12 protein-coding genes are annotated in these 19,229 nt (G+C 48.8%); 5 read left to right on the top strand and 7 right to left on the bottom strand.

The genetic code is table 11. The annotated features are described in order from the left end of the window. Window positions 1-2: 2 nt before the first annotated feature. The 3 genes from M0415_RS03160 to acs all read right to left on the bottom strand — a co-directional run bounded on the left by M0415_RS03160 (window position 3) and on the right by acs (window position 4,275). Window positions 3-263, bottom strand: a complete 261-nt coding sequence (locus M0415_RS03160; RefSeq protein WP_011072684.1) for a GrxA family glutaredoxin — start codon at window positions 261-263, stop codon at window positions 3-5. A 60-nt stretch (window positions 264-323) separates the two neighbouring features. Then, on the bottom strand, window positions 324-2,096 hold the full coding sequence (radD, locus tag M0415_RS03165; protein ID WP_249555702.1) for a DNA repair helicase RadD: 1,773 nt from the start codon (window positions 2,094-2,096) through the stop codon (window positions 324-326). 226 nt (window positions 2,097-2,322) lie between these two features. Continuing rightward, complete coding sequence (acs, locus tag M0415_RS03170; RefSeq protein WP_218738754.1) at window positions 2,323-4,275, bottom strand: acetate--CoA ligase; 1,953 nt, start codon at window positions 4,273-4,275, stop codon at window positions 2,323-2,325. A 175-nt stretch (window positions 4,276-4,450) separates the two neighbouring features. On the opposite strand from acs, the gene M0415_RS03175 reads away from it, so the two are divergent. Further along, window positions 4,451-7,891: a hybrid sensor histidine kinase/response regulator gene (locus M0415_RS03175; protein ID WP_249555700.1), complete on the top strand. Its 3,441-nt coding sequence runs from the start codon at window positions 4,451-4,453 to the stop codon at window positions 7,889-7,891. Window positions 7,892-7,940: 49 nt separating this feature from the next. Here M0415_RS03175 and M0415_RS03180 read toward each other — a convergent pair whose 3' ends face one another. Then, window positions 7,941-9,542, bottom strand: coding sequence for a methyl-accepting chemotaxis protein (locus M0415_RS03180; protein WP_249555698.1), 1,602 nt, complete (start codon window positions 9,540-9,542; stop codon window positions 7,941-7,943). A 470-nt stretch (window positions 9,543-10,012) separates the two neighbouring features. Beyond that, entirely contained in the window at window positions 10,013-11,371 is a 1,359-nt protein-coding gene (bioA, locus tag M0415_RS03185) for an adenosylmethionine--8-amino-7-oxononanoate transaminase (RefSeq protein WP_249555696.1), read from the bottom strand. A 122-nt stretch (window positions 11,372-11,493) separates the two neighbouring features. Between bioA and bioB the strand changes: the two genes are divergently transcribed. The 4 genes from bioB (at window position 11,494) to bioD (ending at window position 15,726) form a co-directional block, all read left to right on the top strand. Further along, the gene (bioB, locus tag M0415_RS03190) at window positions 11,494-12,546 is read left to right on the top strand and encodes a biotin synthase BioB (protein WP_011623120.1); all 1,053 of its coding nucleotides are present in this window, start codon (window positions 11,494-11,496) and stop codon (window positions 12,544-12,546) included. A 219-nt stretch (window positions 12,547-12,765) separates the two neighbouring features. Continuing rightward, entirely contained in the window at window positions 12,766-13,986 is a 1,221-nt protein-coding gene (locus M0415_RS03195) for an aminotransferase class I/II-fold pyridoxal phosphate-dependent enzyme (protein WP_249555695.1), read from the top strand. A gap of 161 nt (window positions 13,987-14,147) precedes the next feature. After that, window positions 14,148-14,975, top strand: a complete 828-nt coding sequence (bioC, locus tag M0415_RS03200) for a malonyl-ACP O-methyltransferase BioC (RefSeq protein ID WP_249556606.1) — start codon at window positions 14,148-14,150, stop codon at window positions 14,973-14,975. A gap of 55 nt (window positions 14,976-15,030) precedes the next feature. Beyond that, on the top strand, window positions 15,031-15,726 hold the full coding sequence (bioD, locus tag M0415_RS03205; RefSeq protein WP_249555693.1) for a dethiobiotin synthase: 696 nt from the start codon (window positions 15,031-15,033) through the stop codon (window positions 15,724-15,726). Window positions 15,727-15,807: 81 nt separating this feature from the next. Here bioD and M0415_RS03210 read toward each other — a convergent pair whose 3' ends face one another. Further along, a complete protein-coding gene (locus M0415_RS03210) occupies window positions 15,808-16,776 on the bottom strand; it encodes a DUF3187 family protein (protein WP_249555691.1) in 969 nt (322 codons plus the stop codon). A gap of 703 nt (window positions 16,777-17,479) precedes the next feature. Then, on the bottom strand, window positions 17,480-19,060 hold the full coding sequence (locus M0415_RS03215) for a glucan biosynthesis protein G (RefSeq protein WP_249555690.1): 1,581 nt from the start codon (window positions 19,058-19,060) through the stop codon (window positions 17,480-17,482). Window positions 19,061-19,229 lie beyond the last annotated feature (169 nt).

Consider the following 19,229-nt stretch of genomic DNA (forward strand, 5'->3'; position numbering starts at 1 on the left):
GATTAACCTAACAGGTTGTTATCGCGAACATATTGTTCGAAATCGGTGCAACCACCTACGTGTTTTTCATCAACGAAAATCTGTGGCACAGTTTCGACTGGCTTGCCGACAGTTTTCTCGAGATCCGCTTTAGAAATCCCTTCGGCGTGGATATCCACGTATCTAAATTTAAAGTCATCACGTTTTTCAACGAGTTGCTCTGACAGTTGTACTGCTCGCACGCAATAAGGACAGCCAGGACGGCCAAAAATAACAACGTACATAATAGCTCCTTAGGATTACTTTAAGCGTTTTATACCATAGCGCTAACCGAATTGATAATGTCAGATGTGTTTATTTTCAGTTTGATAGCGCCCTTGGTAATCGAAATAGCTTTCGAGCAGATCCCAGCCTTTCTTGTGCTTTTTCAGCAGTAACAGATCCGGCATTCGAAAGGCGGCGCTATCGGCAATCAGCTCAGACACTTTTTTGTATTGCTTAGGTTTTAGGCCCGGCGTGCGACTATGGGGAAAAATAAACAGCGCATACAAGGTACGCCATTGTGCGGGCGTTTGCAGTTTAAAGCGTCGATTAAACTCGTTTCCTTCAATGTCCAGATATTGCACCTTAAGATCGCCTGCATCACCCATTAACGTCATATGCTGGCAGCGGAACAGATGATGGTGCTGCTTATTCAATACTTGCTTAAGGCGTTTGTCGGGGTCGATTAAGGTTGATTGGCAATGCTGGCAAATACGCGCCGCAATGTCGTTCTCTTGCCCGCAATCGGGACAGGATTTAGATCTAAAACGAAAGTCACATTGCTGCTTTTGCCCATGATGCTCGACTATGCCCTGACAGCGACGGCCAAAGTGTTCGATAATATCGCCATCATTGTCGGTTAATCCCCAAAAGATATTGGCAAACTGGCAGACAGGGCAGTGAACTTGTACCGGAACCGAATTGCTATTGAGCTTAGCTTGGCCGACTTCTGGAAAATACAAATCATAGCCATTGGCTGCGTAATCAATCACTAAACAATCTTTTTTACCTTCACAGATCCTAAGACCGCGGCCAATCATTTGCTGAAATAAACTCACCGATGCGGTGGGGCGTAAAATCGCAATCAAATCCACATGGGGCGCATCGAATCCCGTGGTCAATACCGCCACGTTGACAAGGAACTTAAGCTCCCTCGCTTTAAAGCGCTCGATAAGTTCATCACGTTCATTATCTGGCGTCTGCGCTGTGACGATTGCCGTTTGCTCGCTGTGCTCCTTGTTGAGCTGGCTGACAATTTCTTCAGCATGGCGAACTGTTGCCGCGAAAATAATGATCCCCTGGCGATGGTGACTCAGCTCAATCAGTTGCTCCACAATCGCCGTTGTCGCGCGTCCAGCGTGATTCAGCAGCGCATTGACTTGGGTCTCGGGATATTCGCCATTGTCATTGGGCTTGATTTGGCTGAAGTCATATTGAGCGCTTAAACCATCGAACAAGGTGGGCGCGGTTAAATAACCTTGTTTAATCAGCGGACGGATGGGGAGCTCGAAAATACACTGCTCGAAGATCCCAAGTTCAGGCGAGCCAACTTTGCCATGGTAATGGCGTTTGTAAATCCAGCCCGTACCGAGCCGATAGGGAGTGGCCGTTAGGCCTAATAATTTGAGCTTGGGATTACGCTGCTGTAAATGACTTAAGATCTGCTGATATTGGCTGGTTTTTTCGAGGCTGACTCTGTGGCACTCATCGATAATCACCAGCGAGAAGGGCTCATCGAATTGAGTTAAGGCGCGCGCGGCGGATTGGATACTGGCCACGACGGTTTTGCCGTCAGTCGATTTTTGATTTAACCCAGCGGAGTAAATGCTGGCCTCAGTCGTCAGTAATCCGACCTTTTGCGCGTTTTGGGCAACCAGTTCCTTCACATGGGTTAAAACCAGCACACGTCCTCTGGCGATGCGGGCAAGCTCGGCAATAACGATACTTTTCCCTGCTCCTGTTGGCAGGACTAACACGGCGGATTCGGTGCTTTTTTTGAAATGCGCGATGGCGGCATCGACGGCTTGTTGCTGGTAATCCCTGAGGGTAACGCTTGGGCTGGAATTAACTGACACGCTGCTAGATATTCTTGGTCGATTGAGTTTGGCGCCAAGCTTAACACAGAACCAAAAAAATGCCCCTTGGTTGGAGGGGCAACTAAGAGAAAGGGGCAATCAGGCACTTTCTCAACAGGGTTTGCTTCATTTAAAGGAACCTTTACTCAAAGGTGCAAGGTTCAAACGTACAGGAGCTAAAGCTGCGCTTAACCGTGAAAAGTCACGATTAAGCGCGGGATAACGATTACTCGTTACGATTCAAGCGAGTTTCAATCAAGGTCTCAATCACGGCTGGATCGGCCAGCGTTGATGCATCACCTAAGTTGGTCACTTCGTTCGCGGCAATCTTACGCAGGAAACGGCGCATGATTTTGCCTGAACGTGTCTTAGGTAATCCTGTCGCCCACTGGATAAGATCCGGTGTGGCCAGGGCGCCAATTTCTTTGCGAACCCATTGGCGCAGCTCTTGGCGAAGTTCTTCACTCTCTTCTGTGCCGCGGGTTAAGGTGACATAGGCGTAAATACCTTGACCTTTAATATCATGGGGATAGCCCACAACGGCGGCTTCAGCGACCAGTTCGTGTGACACCAGTGCACTTTCTACTTCTGCAGTGCCTAATCTGTGCCCAGAGACGTTAATCACGTCGTCTACACGGCCAGTGATCCAGTAGTAACCGTCTTCATCGCGGCGCGCGCCGTCACCGGTAAAGTACATGCCACGGAAGGTTTTGAAGTAGGTCAGCACGAAGCGTTCGTGGTCACCATAAACGGTACGCATTTGGCCTGGCCATGAGTCGAGCAGCACTAAGTTACCTTCGGTTGCGCCTTCTAAAATGTTACCCATGTTGTCCACGAGCGCCGGTTGTACCCCAAAGAAGGGGCGAGTCGCCGAGCCGGGTTTGGTATCGGTTGCACCTGGTAATGGCGTAATCAAAATGCCGCCGGTTTCGGTTTGCCACCAAGTATCGACAATTGGGCAATGCTCATGGCCGATGACCTCGTGGTACCAGCGCCAAGCTTCAGGGTTGATGGGTTCACCCACAGAGCCCATGATGCGCAACGAGCTGCCATCATACTGGTCAAAATGCTGTTTACCTTCGGCCATCAGTGCACGGATAAGTGTCGGCGCCGTATAGAGAATATTGACCTTGTGACGGTCAATCATCTCGCCTAAACGCGCTGGGCTTGGGTAATTAGGGATCCCTTCGTGGATAAGCACGGTCGCACCGTTCGCGAGTGGGCCGTACACCATGTAGGAATGACCCGTGATCCAACCCACGTCGGCGGTACACCAGTAAATCTCACCGGGTTTGTAATCGAACACATACTCGTGGGTCATAGAGGCATACACCATATAACCGCCGGTGGTGTGCAATACGCCCTTGGGATTACCGGTAGAACCTGAGGTATAAAGTAAGAAGAGCGGATCTTCGGCGCCCATTTCTTCAATGGCGCAGTGCTCGGATGCGGTTTCAACTAGTGAGTGCCACCACACATCGCGGCCTTCTACCCAATCAACTTTGCCGCCAGTACGTTTAAGTACGATTACCTTCTCAACGCTGGTAACATCGGGATGCTTGAGCGCATCGTCGATGTTGCGTTTGAGTGGGATCGCGCGGCCACCACGCATACCTTCATCGGCGGTGATGACGACCTTAGATTTACCGTCGATGACCCGTGAAGCGATTGAATCGGGTGAGAAGCCACCAAAGACCACCGAGTGTACGGCACCGATGCGGGCACAGGCCAGCATTGCCACTGCCGCTTCTGGCACCATTGGCATATAAATGGTCACAATATCCCCACGACGCACGCCTTGGCTGCGTAGGGCGTTGGCAAACTTACACACTTGAGTGTGCAGCTCACCGTAGGTGATTTTACGTTGTTCGCTGGCGTTATCGCCTTCCCAAATAATGGCAACGCGGTCGCTGTGCTCTGCTAGATGGCGATCTAAGCAGTTGGCTGAGGCGTTTAGGGTGCCGTCGTAGAACCAGTTAATCGATAAGTTATGATCGTCAAAAGTGGTTTTTTTGATTTTAGTGTATGGCTTTATCCAATCGATCCGTTTGCCGTGCTCTCTCCAGAAACCCTCTGGATTGACAATCGACTCTTGGTACATTTTTTTATATTGATCATTATTTACAAGTGCATTGGCAGCGATATTGCCGGAGACTTTGTAGAGAGACTGCGAGCTCATAGGGCTTCCCTTTCTAAAAATTGCGTAGTCTGAGTATGGTATGCAAGGGGCTGGCAACTCCATTAGACCTTGGTCTAGTTTTAAAATCTCCTTTATATTTAGGCTGTTGCACTCGAAAATCTGGCTAGATTTCAGCCATTATTTATCGCACAATAATGGAAAAAAGAGCAAAAATATGAATCTAACCTTAGTCGTCGCCGTTATTGCTATTTGTTATGTCTCACTTTTATTCCTTTTAGCCTGGGGCGCGGAGCGTTGGTTTAGCGGTGTGACCAAGAAGCTTCAGGTAGGCATTTATGGTTTAAGTCTGGCGGTTTATTGTTCATCGTGGAGCTTTTTAGGCACGGTAGGGCAGTCGGCTAATGATTTTTGGTCCTTCATTCCGATTTTTATCGGTCCTATCATTATTTTCACCTTAGGTTTTGGCATGCTGCGCAAGATGGTCCTCGTGTCCAAGGCGCAAAATATTACCTCGGTCGCCGACTTTATCGCCGCCCGTTACGGTAAGTCACAAACCTTGGCGGCCATTGTTACCCTCATCGCGCTATTTGGCATCATGCCCTACATTGCCCTGCAACTTAAGGCGATGGTATTTAGCCTTAATTTGTTTCAGCCAGCAGACGATCCTTTAAACGGCATTACTATCCCTTTACTTATCACAGCATTGCTGGCGATTTTTGCCATTCTATTTGGAACGCGTAAGCTCGATGCCACCGAGCATAACCCCGGCATGATGCTGGCGATTGCCTTTGAATCGCTAGTCAAACTGGCGGCATTTTTGCTGGTGGGGATTGTGATTAGCTTTGGGGTGTTCGATGGTTTTGGTGATATCTGGCAGCAGGCGAGTGAAAAAGCCTTAATTAATTACCCAAATCCTCGCATCGAAGCCTTAATGCCTGAGCTGCTCGTCGGCATGGCGGCGTTTTTATGTATGCCACGGCAATTCCACGTGATGGTGGTGGAGTGCGCCGATGAGTCGGTGTTGTCTAAGGGGCGCTGGTTATTCCCACTGTATTTGGCCTTGTTTGGCTTATTCGTTGGGCCACTCGCCCTAGCGGGTAAAGTCATCCTCGGGGATAGCGTTGCCGCAGACACTTATGTGATCAATTTACCGCTTGCGTTAGATCATCCACTGCTCGCCGTGATTGCACTGTTGGGTACGTTATCTGCGGCAACTGGCATGGTGATTGTGGCGGTAGTGACGATAAGCGTGATGGTGAGTAACGAGTGGCTGGTGCCTGTGATGCTGCGCACGGGCAATATCCGTGAGAAAAACTTTAGCCAGTTTTCGCAGATGCTGTTAAATGCACGCCGCCTGGCCATCGTCATCATCCTTGGCCTGGGGTATGGCAGTTATCTGGCGCTAGCCGACAGTGACTCCTTGTCGCACCTTGGGATGTTATCCTTTGGGGCGTTTGCCCAGCTGGCTCCTGCGCTGGTGGGCGGGCTCTATTGGAAGCACGGTAATCGTGCCGGGGTGTTTTTAGGCTTGAGTGTGGGCTTTGGCCTGTGGTTTTACATCATGCTGAGCGGCATGAATGACGGCCAAAATGTGGCGACCTTGTTGTCGAGTAATATCGACCTGTTAGATGCCATTACCCCCAATGTGCGCGATGCGCTCACAGCCTTGTTCGCTAATATTGCCTGCTACATCTTAGGCTCGATTTGGTTTAGGGCAGGGGTGGCCGAGCGTATTCAAGCCAGCGCCTTTGTCAGCCCGGGTAAGCTTAAAAATAATGCCAATAAGAAAAATGGCCCCATCTCCCAGCAGGATTTGCTGATCTTAGCCAGTCGCTTTGTTAGCCCAACCCGCGCCTATGAAAGCTTTAGCCGATTCTCCACCGAGGCGGTCAAGAGTGACAGCTGGCACAAGGCTGCGACACCTGAGCTTATCGCCCACACCGAGCGCTTACTCGCCGGAGTGCTTGGCGCTTCCAGTGCCTCCTTGGTAATGGACTCGGTTTTACAGGGGCGCGACTTGGCCTTGGATGAAGTCTTTAGTCTAGTAGATGAAGCCTCATCCAAAATCATGCTCAGCCAAGATATGCTGCGCGGGGCTATCGAGCATGCCTATGAAGGGATGAGTGTTATCGACAGCGACCTCAACTTAGTGGCATGGAACTACAAATACGTCGAGCTATATCAATATCCGGATGGATTTTTACAGCAAGGGATGCCGATTGGTGAAGTGATCCGCTTTAACGCGGCGCGGGGCTATTGCGGTGAGGGGGATATTGAGTCACAGGTCGAAAAACGTGTGCAGCATATGCGTAATGGCACGCCGCATACCTCAGAGCGACAACGTAAAGACGGTAAAGTGATTAAAATTCAAGGCAATCCTATGCCCGATGGCGGCTTTGTGATGACCTTTACCGACATCACTCAATACCGTGAGCAGGAACGGGCTTTACTTGAGGCCAATGAAACCCTCGAATCGCGTGTTAAAGAGCGTACCTATGAGTTAGCCATGCTAAACAGTGAGTTGCTTGAGGCCAAGGCGCAGGAAGAAATGGCTAACGCTTCTAAGAGTCGCTTCTTAGCGGCGGTAGGGCACGACTTAATGCAACCCCTGAATGCGGCGAGATTGTTTACCGCGTCCTTGTCCCAGTATCCTAATTTGGACCGCGAGGCGCGCACCACCCTATCCCATGTGAATAGCTCGCTCAAAACAGCGGGCGAGTTGCTCACCGACTTATTGGATATTTCGAAGCTGGATTCCGGCATGGTGGAGGTCAATCGCCGCGACTTTGCCATATCCGAGCTGCTCAATGGTCTGTCGGTCGAATTTGAGGCGATGGCGGCGGACAATCAAATTCGCTTTAAGATGATATCTTGTAGCGCGACAGTTAATTCCGATCCTTCGCTACTGCGGCGCGTGCTGCAAAACTTCTTAACCAATGCTTACCGTTATGCCCGTGGTGGACGGGTGTTGTTTGGCTGTCGCCATCGCGGCAGTGAGTTAGAGATCCAAGTATTGGACACGGGCTGTGGGATTGATGAGCACGAAACCCGCGAAATTTTCAAAGAGTTTAAGCGCTTAAATAATCCACGTAGTAAAAGCGTTAGTGGTCTTGGCCTAGGGTTGGCGATTGCCGATAGGATCAGCAGGGTACTAAACCACAGTATTCAAGTGTCCTCACAGCTTGGACGTGGTTCAGTGTTCTCTATTAGTGTGCCTTTAGGGGAAACCGTGCGTCAGCCGCAGGTCAAGGCCTTGCCATCGCTATTGCAACCTTTATCTGGGATTAAAGTGCTGTGTATCGACAATGAAGAGGCCATTTTGGCTGGGCTTGAGAGTCTACTCAGCCGCTGGCAGTGTGAGGTAATTTGCGCCAAGGATTTAGCCGATGCACGCATAAAGTTAGGTCTAAAAGGGGTGGCGCCGGATATTGTTTTAGCGGATTTCCACTTGGACGATGGCCAAAATGGTGTCGATGCGATGGATGGGATCCGCGCGCTCTATGGCAAAGAGTTACCGGGGATTTTAATCACCGCCAATACCCGTAAGGAGCTGGTGGAAGATGTGCAGCGTCGAGGTTACCACTACATGGCGAAAATGATTAAACCGGCGGCGCTACGGGCATTGATTTCGAGCCTGGTCAAGGCGAGTCGTTAAAGAAGAGGCCAACATCAGGATGTTGGCCCCATATTGAGTTCACTCGAGCTTAGAGCTTAAACGCCGCCAGTTTGGTATTGAGATTAAGCGATAGCTCGGCGAGGCTTTCGCTTTCTTGAGCAAGATAAGTGGCGGATTCAGACACTTCAAGCGCCGAACTATTAATCCCGCAGACGTTACGGTTCATTTCTTCTGCCACCGCGCTTTGCTCTTCGGCCGCGGTTGCAATCTGGGTGGCCATATCACTCACGTGCTTAATATGGGTCACAATGAGGGATAAATCGTTGCCTGCCTTTGTGGACTGGTCAACGCTCTTTTCTGCCAGATCGCGGCTCGTATCCATCGCATTGGCGGCACTGACAGCACGTTGTTGTAATAGGGAAATGGTGTTTTGAATTTCCTCTGTGGATTGCCTCGTTCTGCTGGCTAATTGCCGCACTTCATCGGCCACCACGGCAAAACCTCGGCCCTGCTCACCGGCACGCGCCGCTTCAATGGCGGCGTTTAATGCCAATAAATTGGTTTGATCCGAAATGGCACTGATCACCGCCGTCACTTCACTGATCTGCATGATTTCTTCTTTTAATTTATTCACTTGCTGCGTTGCTTGCTCCACTTCTTTGGCAAGCGCATGGATACCGTCAACGCTGGCGTGCACGTCCTTATCGCCAAGCCCGGCTTCGCGGGTGGCTTCTTTGGTGTCTTTCGCGGTACTTTCGGCATTATTGGCCACATCGGCAATGGTGGCGCTCATTTCGTTCATCGCCGTGGCTAACTGGGCGAGTTGGTCCCGCTGGTTGTTTACCGCTTGATTGGTTTCTTCGGCGGTTGATGCGATACGTGAAGCGGCTTGCGAGACGTTGTCGGCGCTGTGGTTAGCCTCTGCCAGTACCGTTCGAATGCTTGTCATGCTCTGATTGATGTTGTGCGCTAGGGTCGCAAGTTCATCTTTGCCAGTGACCACAAGCTGCGGTGTCAGGTTGCCAGTGGCGATGATTTGCATCGCGTTGTTCACTTGCTCTAACGGTTGAACAATAGAGCGACTGATGATGTAGCCCAATGCCGCCATCAGCAGAATGAGAATAAGTGTAGTGCCGCCCATTAGCACATATTCATGCCAAATCGTGTTTTCAATGTCTTGCAGTAAAATCCCCGAGCCTAAAATCCAGCCCCAGGGTTTAAATCCCATCACTAAGGACATTTTCTGGGCTTTTTTGCCATTGCCTGTTACCCAAGGATATTGCAAGACACCTTGCTGACCATTGCGTCCTAACTCGACCATGCTGAACCAGTACTGCTCTGCGCCATTGTTGCCCATTTGCAGGCTGACTAACTCGGGTTTAACGGGATGAACTATGATGTGGCGTGTTTCATCAATTACAAACAGGTAGTTGTCACCGTCGAACCGCATATTATTAAGCATCTCTTTTGCGGCTTGTTGAGCCTGCTCTAGAGGTAAGTTTTGTTGTAAAGCTTGAATGCGACTGAGGGCTAAGCTGAGCACTGCGTTGAGTCTGGCTTCACGTTCTGCCATCAAATTGCTTTTTAAGGTAGTGACGGAAAGAGTGAGAAGAATTAAGGCGCCGATAAGGGCTGTGATAAGTTGTAGCGCGAGTTTTCGGCTGACGGGAATGTCGGCGAGTTTAAACATAAAAGCTCCTTTTTCTTGGTCACGCACTAAGCTATCCTTTTTGCCTAGGTTTTTAGCGGCTGCTTATGAAACGTACTTATGTGGAAGTCAGTGTTATTAAGCATTACTGGCTTTAACTAATTTTCCAGTTAACTTGCTAAATAAATGTGAAAATAGTGAGATTTTATGCAATTTGTGAACAAGGTTATCTAAAGCGTTTTTATGTGACGACTTTCACTCAAAGTAAGATGAACCACATTAAGAGTACAAAAGATAACTCAATTCAGAGCCGGTTGAGTGAGCCAGTTGAGTGAGTAGGGTTAGGATCGCAAAGTCAAAGCCTGAGGCCTTTGAGAAACAGTCCTGCCGATCGTTAAGGCATTCGGCAGAACTGAAACTGCGCTGAATTTACATTTGGCTGAGTTTAATTGGGCCAAGCTTCGATATGCAGAGCAGAGCTTGCATCACAATTGCATTGTGATTGAACAACATTAGCCGTGGCTGATAGTGATGCTCTCTGTCACCAGTGCGTCGCTTTGTTTTGCACGGGGCGGGGCAATTGTTGCCGCCACTTGCTTCATCGCTTGAGTCAGCTGTGTAAGCTGTGAAGAACTAATCACATAGGGCGGCATAATATAAATCAGGTTGGCAAAGGGACGAACCCATACGCCTAAGTCGACAAATTGCTGTTGCAGTGCGGCGGTATTGACCGCTTGGTGCATTTCGAGCACGCCAACCGCGCCGAGCACGCGCACCTCCTTCACGCTGGGAATATCGATGGCATCGGCAAGCTCGCGCTGCATTTGCTGTTCGATGGCGGCAACCTGTGCTGGCCACTCCTGCTGATTGATTAAATCTAAGCTGGCGCAGGCGGCGGCGCAGGCGAGGGGATTGCCCATAAATGTCGGGCCATGCATAAAGACGCCGGCGGGTGATTGGCTAATGCCTTGGGCGACGTTATCCGTACATAAGGTGGCGGCAAGGCTGATATAACCGCCCGTTAAGGCTTTGCCTAGGCAGAGAATATCGGGCGTGATATCGGCATGTTCATAGGCAAATAACTTACCAGTTCGGCCAAAACCCGTGGCGATTTCATCGAGAATAAGCAGCACATTATATTCATCACACAGGGCGCGCAGGCCACGTAAATATTCGCTGCTGTAGAATCGCATTCCCCCTGCACCCTGCATAATCGGCTCGATAATCACGGCGGCAATATGTTGATGTTGCTCGCGTAAAATACGTTGCATTGGCGCTAAATCATCTTGGCGTAATGGCTCACCGAAGGGCGTTTGTGGCGCGTCGACAAAACACTGTTTCGTGACGGCCTCGCCAAACATGGTATGCATGCCACCTTCGGGATCGCAGACACTCATGGCGGCAAAAGTATCGCCATGGTAACCCTTCTTCACCGTAAGAATGCGCTGTTTTTGGGCTTTTTGCGCTATAGGCAAATCTTGCCCTTGCCAATATTGCAGCGCCATTTTGATGGCGACTTCGACGGCAATTGAGCCTGAGTCGCAGAGAAAGACTTTAGTGAGGGGCTCGCAGGTCATCGCCAACAGTTTTTTACAGAGTTCAATGGCGGGCTCGTGGGTAATGCCGCCAAACATCACATGGCTAAGTTGGTGCAGCTGCCGCTCCATCGCCGTTAATATCGCTGGGTGTCCGTAGCCATGTACACAGGCCCACCAAGAGCTGGTGCCATCGATAAGCTTACGGCCATCGACCAATTCCAGCTCGCAGCCTTGGGCACTGTGTACCCCAAAAACAGGAAGTGCGCGGGTCATGGAGGTATAAGGATGCCAAATATGGGCGCTATCAAAATCCAAATCGAGTAAATTGCGCATAAAAGCTCACAGTGTTGATTGAAAATTAATCAGTGGTAAACCTGTATCACTGGTTGGCGTTGACAGTTTAAGGGCTGAGGTTATCCTAGCCAAGGTAAAATACAAAAATAAAAGGGTGTTCAATGTCGCAGTTGCAAGTTCGTCATGATTGGAAGCGGGAAGAAATCGAAGCCTTATTTGCGCTGCCGATGAATGACTTATTATTTAAAGCACACAGTATCCACCGTGAAGTGTACGATCCTAACGAAGTGCAGATCAGCCGATTACTGTCGATCAAAACCGGTGCTTGCCCTGAGGATTGTAAATATTGTCCGCAGAGTGCGCGTTACGACACTGGCCTTGAAAAAGAGCGCCTATTGGCGATGGAAACCGTGTTGACCGAAGCACGCAGTGCCAAAGCCGCGGGCGCTTCACGTTTCTGTATGGGCGCCGCTTGGCGTAACCCGAAAGATAAAGACATGCCATACCTCAAGCAAATGGTGCAAGAGGTTAAAGCCCTCGGCATGGAAACCTGTATGACCCTTGGAATGTTAAGTGCCGAGCAAGCCAATGAGCTGGCCGATGCAGGCCTTGATTACTACAACCACAATTTAGATACCTCGCCTGAATATTACGGCGATGTGATCACAACCCGCACCTATCAAAACCGTTTAGATACCTTAAGCCACGTGCGCGCATCGGGCATGAAAGTTTGCTCCGGCGGTATTGTTGGTATGGGCGAAAAGGCCACAGACCGAGCGGGCTTATTGCAACAATTGGCGAATTTGCCTCAGCATCCCGATTCAGTGCCCATTAACATGTTGGTCAAAGTGGCGGGCACCCCCTTCGAAAAACTCGATGATTTAGATCCGCTGGAGTTTGTCCGTACCATCGCTGTGGCGCGTATTTTAATGCCTAAGTCCCGTGTGCGTTTATCGGCGGGCCGTGAAAACATGACTGACGAACTGCAAGCTATGTGTTTCTTTGCGGGTGCGAACTCGATTTTCTATGGCTGCAAGCTGTTGACTACGCCAAACCCTGAAGAAAGTGATGATATGGGCCTGTTCCGCCGTCTGGGCTTACGCCCTGAGCAGGGCGCTGCCGCGACTATCGATGATGAACAGGCTGTATTAGCCAAAGCTGCGGCCCACCAAGATAAAGCCTCGGCACCTTTTTATGATGCGGCGGCGCTGTAACTAAGATTTATCGCCTCAGTAAAACTCGTTTTTTGGACTTGCGCTTCGTTAAGTGGCGATGCGCAGGTCTCAAAGGATGATGCGGGCGGCGAGATTCAGCGAGCATTTGAGCCGTCGTTATGCCGAGACTGAGCGAAAAACCAGTCAAGGCGCCGAGTAAGCCAGCAAAGTAAAATGCACAGCAAGAAAAGTTGAGCAAGACAAGTTGAGTAAGAAAAAATGAGTTCACCACTCACCTCAAAACTGAGTTCAAAAATCCTCGCCCGTCAGCAGGCGTTAGCCGAGCAAGGTTTGCTTAGGCAGCGTCAGGCGCTGTCGAGCGCGGCAGCACTCAGTGAGGATGGTCCCCAGTTTGGCTTAGCGGATCAGCACTATCTTAACTTCAGCAGCAATGATTACTTTGGTCTATCCCGTGCTCCCGCATTGGTCGAAGCGCTGCACCTTGGCGCTAAGCAATATGGCGTGGGTAGCGGCGCATCACCACTGGTGACGGGTTACAGCGAGGCGCATTTGGCGCTAGAAACTAAGCTGTGCCAGATAACGGGATTTGAGGCGGCGCTACTCTTTAGCTCAGGGTTCAGCGCCAATACGACCTTGTGTAAAACCTTGTTCGATAAGCAGGATGTGGTACTGGCCGATAAACTGGTCCATGCATCGATTATCGATGGATTGCGCGACAGCGGCGCGGATTTTAAGCGCTTTTTACATAATTCCATCGAAAGTGCCGAGCGACTATTAACTAAGAGCGCTGTATCTGCGTTGATCACTGAGAGTGTGTTCAGCATGGATGGTGATATCGCGCCGATTTCGGCGTTATCAGCTCTTTGCCGGGCACATAATGCTTGGTTGATTGTCGATGATGCCCATGGTTTTGGTGTTGTTGATACTGTGAGTGCTCAAGCTGAGTCGACTTCAGCTTCTAACCTTATCGATATCCAGATAGTGACCTTTGGTAAGGCGTTAGGCTGTCAGGGCGCGGCGATCCTCGGGAGTCGGCAGTTGATTGAGTTTCTGGTCAGCAATGCACGGGAATATATCTATTCTACGGCGCTGTCGCCCGCCAATGCAGCCCTTGCCTTGGCCGCTGTTGAATACACTGAGGCCCATCCTGAGCTTAAGCAAAAATTGCAGCGCAATATCTTATTGTTTAAGCAGTTGTGCCAAGATGCTGACATTCCACTCCTAGGTAGCGACACGGCAATTCAACCTTTGATTATTGGTGATGCGGCGCAAACCTTGCGGGTGGCAGAAAAGCTAAAGGCATTAGGCATTTGGGTCGGCGCCATTCGTCCACCCACAGTGCCGGTCGGTTCGGCAAGATTGCGCATTACCTTAAGTGCATCCCATAGCGAGGCGGCAATACGACGCTGCGTCGGTAGTATTGCCACAGTGCTGAAGGAATGCGCACTGCCTAGGGTTTCTGGGCGGCCTGAACGGTAAGCCAGCGTTTGATTCAGAACATCCGGTGAATGGCAGGGCACTTCAATGCTCGGTATTGAGTTCTTGAGAGTGGAGAGCTTGAAGATAAGAGTCTGAAAGTAAGAGCTTGAACGTAAAGGCTTATAAGTAAAAGTTTGATGTTAAAGTGAGAATAATTTGTGATGTCTATGCCGCTTGGCGTGAGTGTTAATTCCCATCCATCTGCCCGTCAGGTCGAGCATATTGCCGATCGGTTTTCTGCTGCGGCCAAGCGCTACCAAGAGCATAACTGTTTACAGCGTTTAAGCGGCGCGAGTTTGTTGCAGGGATTTGCTGCCAAGGGCGCAATTCTTGATATTGGCGCGGGGCCAGGGACCGATTTTGCCGACCGTGTAGTGGGTGACAATATCAAGGTTTATGCCCTCGATATCGCCCTAGGGATGCTGCAACAACTTCAAGTGACTTTCCCTCGGCACCAATGCGTGTGTGGTAATGCCGAGCAACTCCCCTTTGCCGATGGGAGTATCGATAGTATTTACTCCAATTTAGCCCTGCAGTGGTGCCATGATTTTTCGGCGGCGACCAGTGAAATGGCTAGAGTCTTAAAAGCTGGTGGAGAAGCGCACCTGAGTATCGTGGCCGAAGGCAGCTTGGCTCAGTTATCCCATCTTGGTTTAAGGGTGAACGGTTTTCAATCCCTTGAAAGCTTACAAGCGGTTTTTGATGCCAAAGACTGGCAACTATTTGATGTTCAACTTGTGCCAATGACCGTTTATTTTCAAGATCTTAAAACCTTGCTCTATTCCATTAAGGGTGTGGGCGCATCGGTGCAATCATACGTACGGACCGAAAACTCTTCAGATGCCGATACTCACTTAGGCAAATTGCGTGGCCGCCAGGATTGGCTGGCATTACAACAACGCGCAGAACTATTCCGTGAGGCTCAGGGCCTGCCTTTAACCTATCAAATCGCCCAATTTCGTGTACGTCGCCAAGGCGATAGGGTGTAAGGCTCGTCGTTTAGCTTTGAGCGCGTGATTGACCATGGATTAAGAAGGAAAACGCATGTTTTTTGTAACAGGTACAGATACTGACAGTGGTAAAACCTTAGTGTCGACGGCGCTGTTAACCGCATTCAATCGTGAAGCTGCTCGCACAGGCGCTGCGCACTTCAGCCTTGGGGTAAAACCTGTGGCCTCGGGATGTGAAACCACAGAGCAGGGCTTACGTAACAGTGATGCGTTAAAACTGATGTCGGCATCATCTTTAAAGCTCAGCTATGAGCAGGTCAATCCGATAAGCTTTGAACCCGCCATTGCGCCGCATATTGCCGCAAAACAGCTTGAGGTTAATTTATCTCCAGAGGCGATTTTGGCAAAACTCGACAGACAAGCCTTTGCGCAGGCTGATTTTTGCTTGATAGAAGGTGCGGGTGGCTGGCGTTTGCCCTTAGGGGACGGGCGTTATTTATCGGAATTAGTGCAGCAACTTAATTTGCCAGTGATCTTGGTTGTGGGAATGAAACTGGGCTGCTTAAATCATGCGTTATTAACCCAAGAGGCGATAATCGCCGATGGCTTAACCGTGGCGGGTTGGGTGGCAAATTGCGTCGATCCCAATATGAGCGTGTTTGATGAAAACTTAGCATCGCTTAAAGAGATGATGACATCGCCTTTCCTTGGTTGTATTCCGCATCTTAAACAGGCTGATGCAGAACATGCCGCCCATTTTATCGATATCCAGGCTTTGTTGATGAAATAACCCATTCAAAAAATACGTGTGATATAACAAAAAAGAGGCCATACAGCCTCTTTTTGTTATTGAGCGTTTAATTTATTGTGACTAAAACTTAACTCGGTAGCCAATATTAAAGGCGATGTCAGTGCTGTTATCCATATTGAAATAATTTTCAACGACGGAAAACTCAATTGCACTTGTGTCTAAGTAATAACGGTAGCCGAGTAATATTTCATTTGACGCCTTAGCGAAATCATTTTCTGTTTCTAATAAACCTTGGTAATGATGTAACTCAATTAACCAGCCATGGCGACCCGTGATATATTCATAGCCGAGATTGAGCGAATAGGCATGATTATCGTAGCGGATCCCCGAGAGCACTTCATTTCCCTGCCTGAAACTGACTGCGGCGCTTGAATGAAAATGATGCTTCTCGTAACGGAAGCTGTAATTTAACTGCAACGCTTGTTCAAAGGCTTCATTTTCAAAGGGGCCTGAGTCCACATAGTTATAATATAAGCTACCACCTAGGGATAAACCCTGATGTTGGCTCTCAAATAATTGATAACCAACATAAAGCATAATGGCATTATTGAGTGTCTCACCCGAAATATCTTGTTGGTTTACACCATCTTTAGAAAATATTTGGTTTTGGTGTTTTGCCGTATCTTCACGACCATTTTGACTAAAACCAAAAGCATCATGGAACCACATAGTTACCGAGTCTAAGTGATTATCGCCGCTAAAGCGCCAGTGATAACTTGTGTCTATCATCCATTTGTCATTGATTTGCCAAGTCAGCCCACCTTCGAGGGTGTTGTGGTAGTAATCGGCAAAATAATCATCGGTTTCAGCCCAAACACTGGCCGCACTTGCAGATAAGTGCAGCTCTTTTTGACCTTCAGGTAACGAAAACCCAGATCTAAGCATCGGCGTTAAACTGCCCGCTTGGGTCGGTGATTGTGCGTAGGTGCGTAAAGGACCGTAGTCACTAAAATCGACGGCAGTTGCAAAGGCATTCGGGACAAACAGCAAAGAAAGCGCAAAGGCTGGTTTTAGGTTTGAAAACGGCATAGCTTAAATATCCGTCTAGATAATGAGTTATCTAGATTCGATGGGTTGATGAAACAGGGTATTATCGACCAACAGTTACACTGATGATTAATATAGATGTTAACGTTAATTACTGAATTAACATTTTGTTTGCATTTAAATCAGCGTATAGCAGAGTAAAACCAACGCAAGCCAAAACACTCGCCCAATCATTGGTAGTGAATATAAGGCAAGTAAGATACTTATCATTAACAATATTGTCGTTGGCTTACGAAAGTACGCAGCATTTAATGTGGGTAACTTCATTTTTTCTCTGACATATTCATGATGCGAAATATAACTAACACTGAATATGGTGATTGCAATAGATGGATATCTTGTAAAGAAGTGTATATAGCAAATATTCAGTTGCTGTGAAGGGGTAATATACCGTTGTGGAGTAGGGGAGTAAATCTTATGGGCGCGCTAAATAGGGCCGAAAATTGGAACTGAAGTTCCCTATTTTTGTTAGATAGAAATAATCCTAGATATTCCGAAGACGTTATTCTGCCCAAGTTATCCCGTAAATTAAAAAGCTGAATAGCTAAAGAGTCATGATGTTGTCACGACTTGCTGAGAATATAATCGAGTTAGATCTGAACATTCGTTAGTGTAGAACCAAGCGCAATAAAAAACGCCGTAAGTTCGGCGTTTTTATGGTGTAACGGATAGCTAGCTTATTTTCCTAGGGCCAATCATCACTGTTCCAGCGATACAGCCAAGTAGCGGCCACAGGTTTTTCATCTTTACGCAATTGAATCCGTAGTTCTGCCACATTGGTGCTTTCGGGCTCGAAGGTCACAAATACGCGGGCACCATTGATATCTGGATGAGCGACGATACGCGATGACAGGATCTTGCCCTTGCTGATACTGGCATCAATCACAATGTTCTCAATATCTTGTGGTTTGATATTGCTGTAATCGATAAGCAACTCTTTACCTTTGGCTTGCTTTTGTCCTTTTGAGCTACGAACCACTCGCGCCTTAGTGTTAGCACTGGGGCTATCGTTAGACGCTGTGATGCGATAGGAGTAACGATAGGGTTCACCTTGCTTCAATCCGCCCTGAGGCTCCCAGTAAGTGACTATATTGTCGTTGGTTTCAGCGCTCGATGGGATCTCCAGTAGCACTAGCTGACCTTTACCCCAATCGTTAAGCGGCTCAATCCAAGCGGAAGGGCGCTGCTGATAGTTTGCAGTCAGATCTTGATAGTAATCGAAGTTACGATGACGTTGGATTAAGCCAAAACCCTTAATATCTTCATCGCCAAAGGCACTGATCTGCAATTTATTTGGGTTATTGAGCGGGCGCCATAAACGCTCGCCATTACCGCGATCAATTTGTAAGCCTTCGGAGTTATGCACCGCTGGGCGATAATCTGGCTTATCCGGCGTATCTAAACCACCATAGAGGAACATTGAGGTCAGTGGTGCAATCCCTACATGAGTGATATCACGGCGGGGGAATAGGGTCACATCTACCTCGACCCGCGTTGGCGCGCCAGGGTAAATACCGAAGCGATAGGCACCAGTAACACTCTGGCTATCTAACAATGCGTGCACCACAATCGCCGTTTGATACTTAGACGGACGCTCTACCCAAAAACGCTTGAATAATGGGTATTCCTCACCTTTAGGTTGAGCGACATCGATAGCTAATCCGCGATTCGATAAACCATAGGTTTGCCCTTTGGACAGCGCTCTAAAATAGCTTGCGCCTTGGAACATGATGAACTCGTCTTTTACCTCATCATCATTGATGGGGTAGTGCAGGCGCACGCCGGCGTATTGGCCAACCTGAGTCAATAATTTCTCTATGGTATCGTTCGGCACACTAAAGGAGGATTCGGTTAACTCGATAGGAAAAGCATGGCTGTTTTCAACCACATCGATATCGACCAAGTTTTTGTATAAAAAGCCGGGGGCAAACAGTTGTACCGAAAACTTCGTGGGGGTTCCGCCCCAAATCGCAGCGTTTTCTTGATAATTGATTTTGCCATAGGTGGCGTAATCAAGATCGATTAGCTCTTTGGGGGCTTTTCTCGCTTCTTTAAACGGTTTTTGAGCCAGTTGCTGGGCAAGTTCAACCACAGTGTCATGGGAGAACATCTTAGCTTTTTTCTCTTGAGCGGCATCGGCGCCATAGGCGGTAAAACTGCTGATGCCGAGCGTACAGGCGAGTAACGAACCGAGAAAAAACCTCGATTTGGTCGCTTTGGGGCGCGAGATAGGGGCGAAATGGTTGAATGTTGAATGCAGTCGCAAAATAGAAACTCCTCACTTTAATGGGCTAAGGCGAGAGACTCGCACTTAATGACTTGCCCAAAACTCCCGATTTATAAATAACTTAGAATGCTTTTGTACGGGAAGTGCTCAGGGGTGAATAATAATTTAATCTTGTTTATCAAAGTGTTCGACAACGAAATTAGAGCAG

The organism is Shewanella sp. 10B (assembly GCF_023475885.1).
GTDB lineage: Bacteria > Pseudomonadota > Gammaproteobacteria > Enterobacterales > Shewanellaceae > Shewanella > Shewanella mangrovisoli.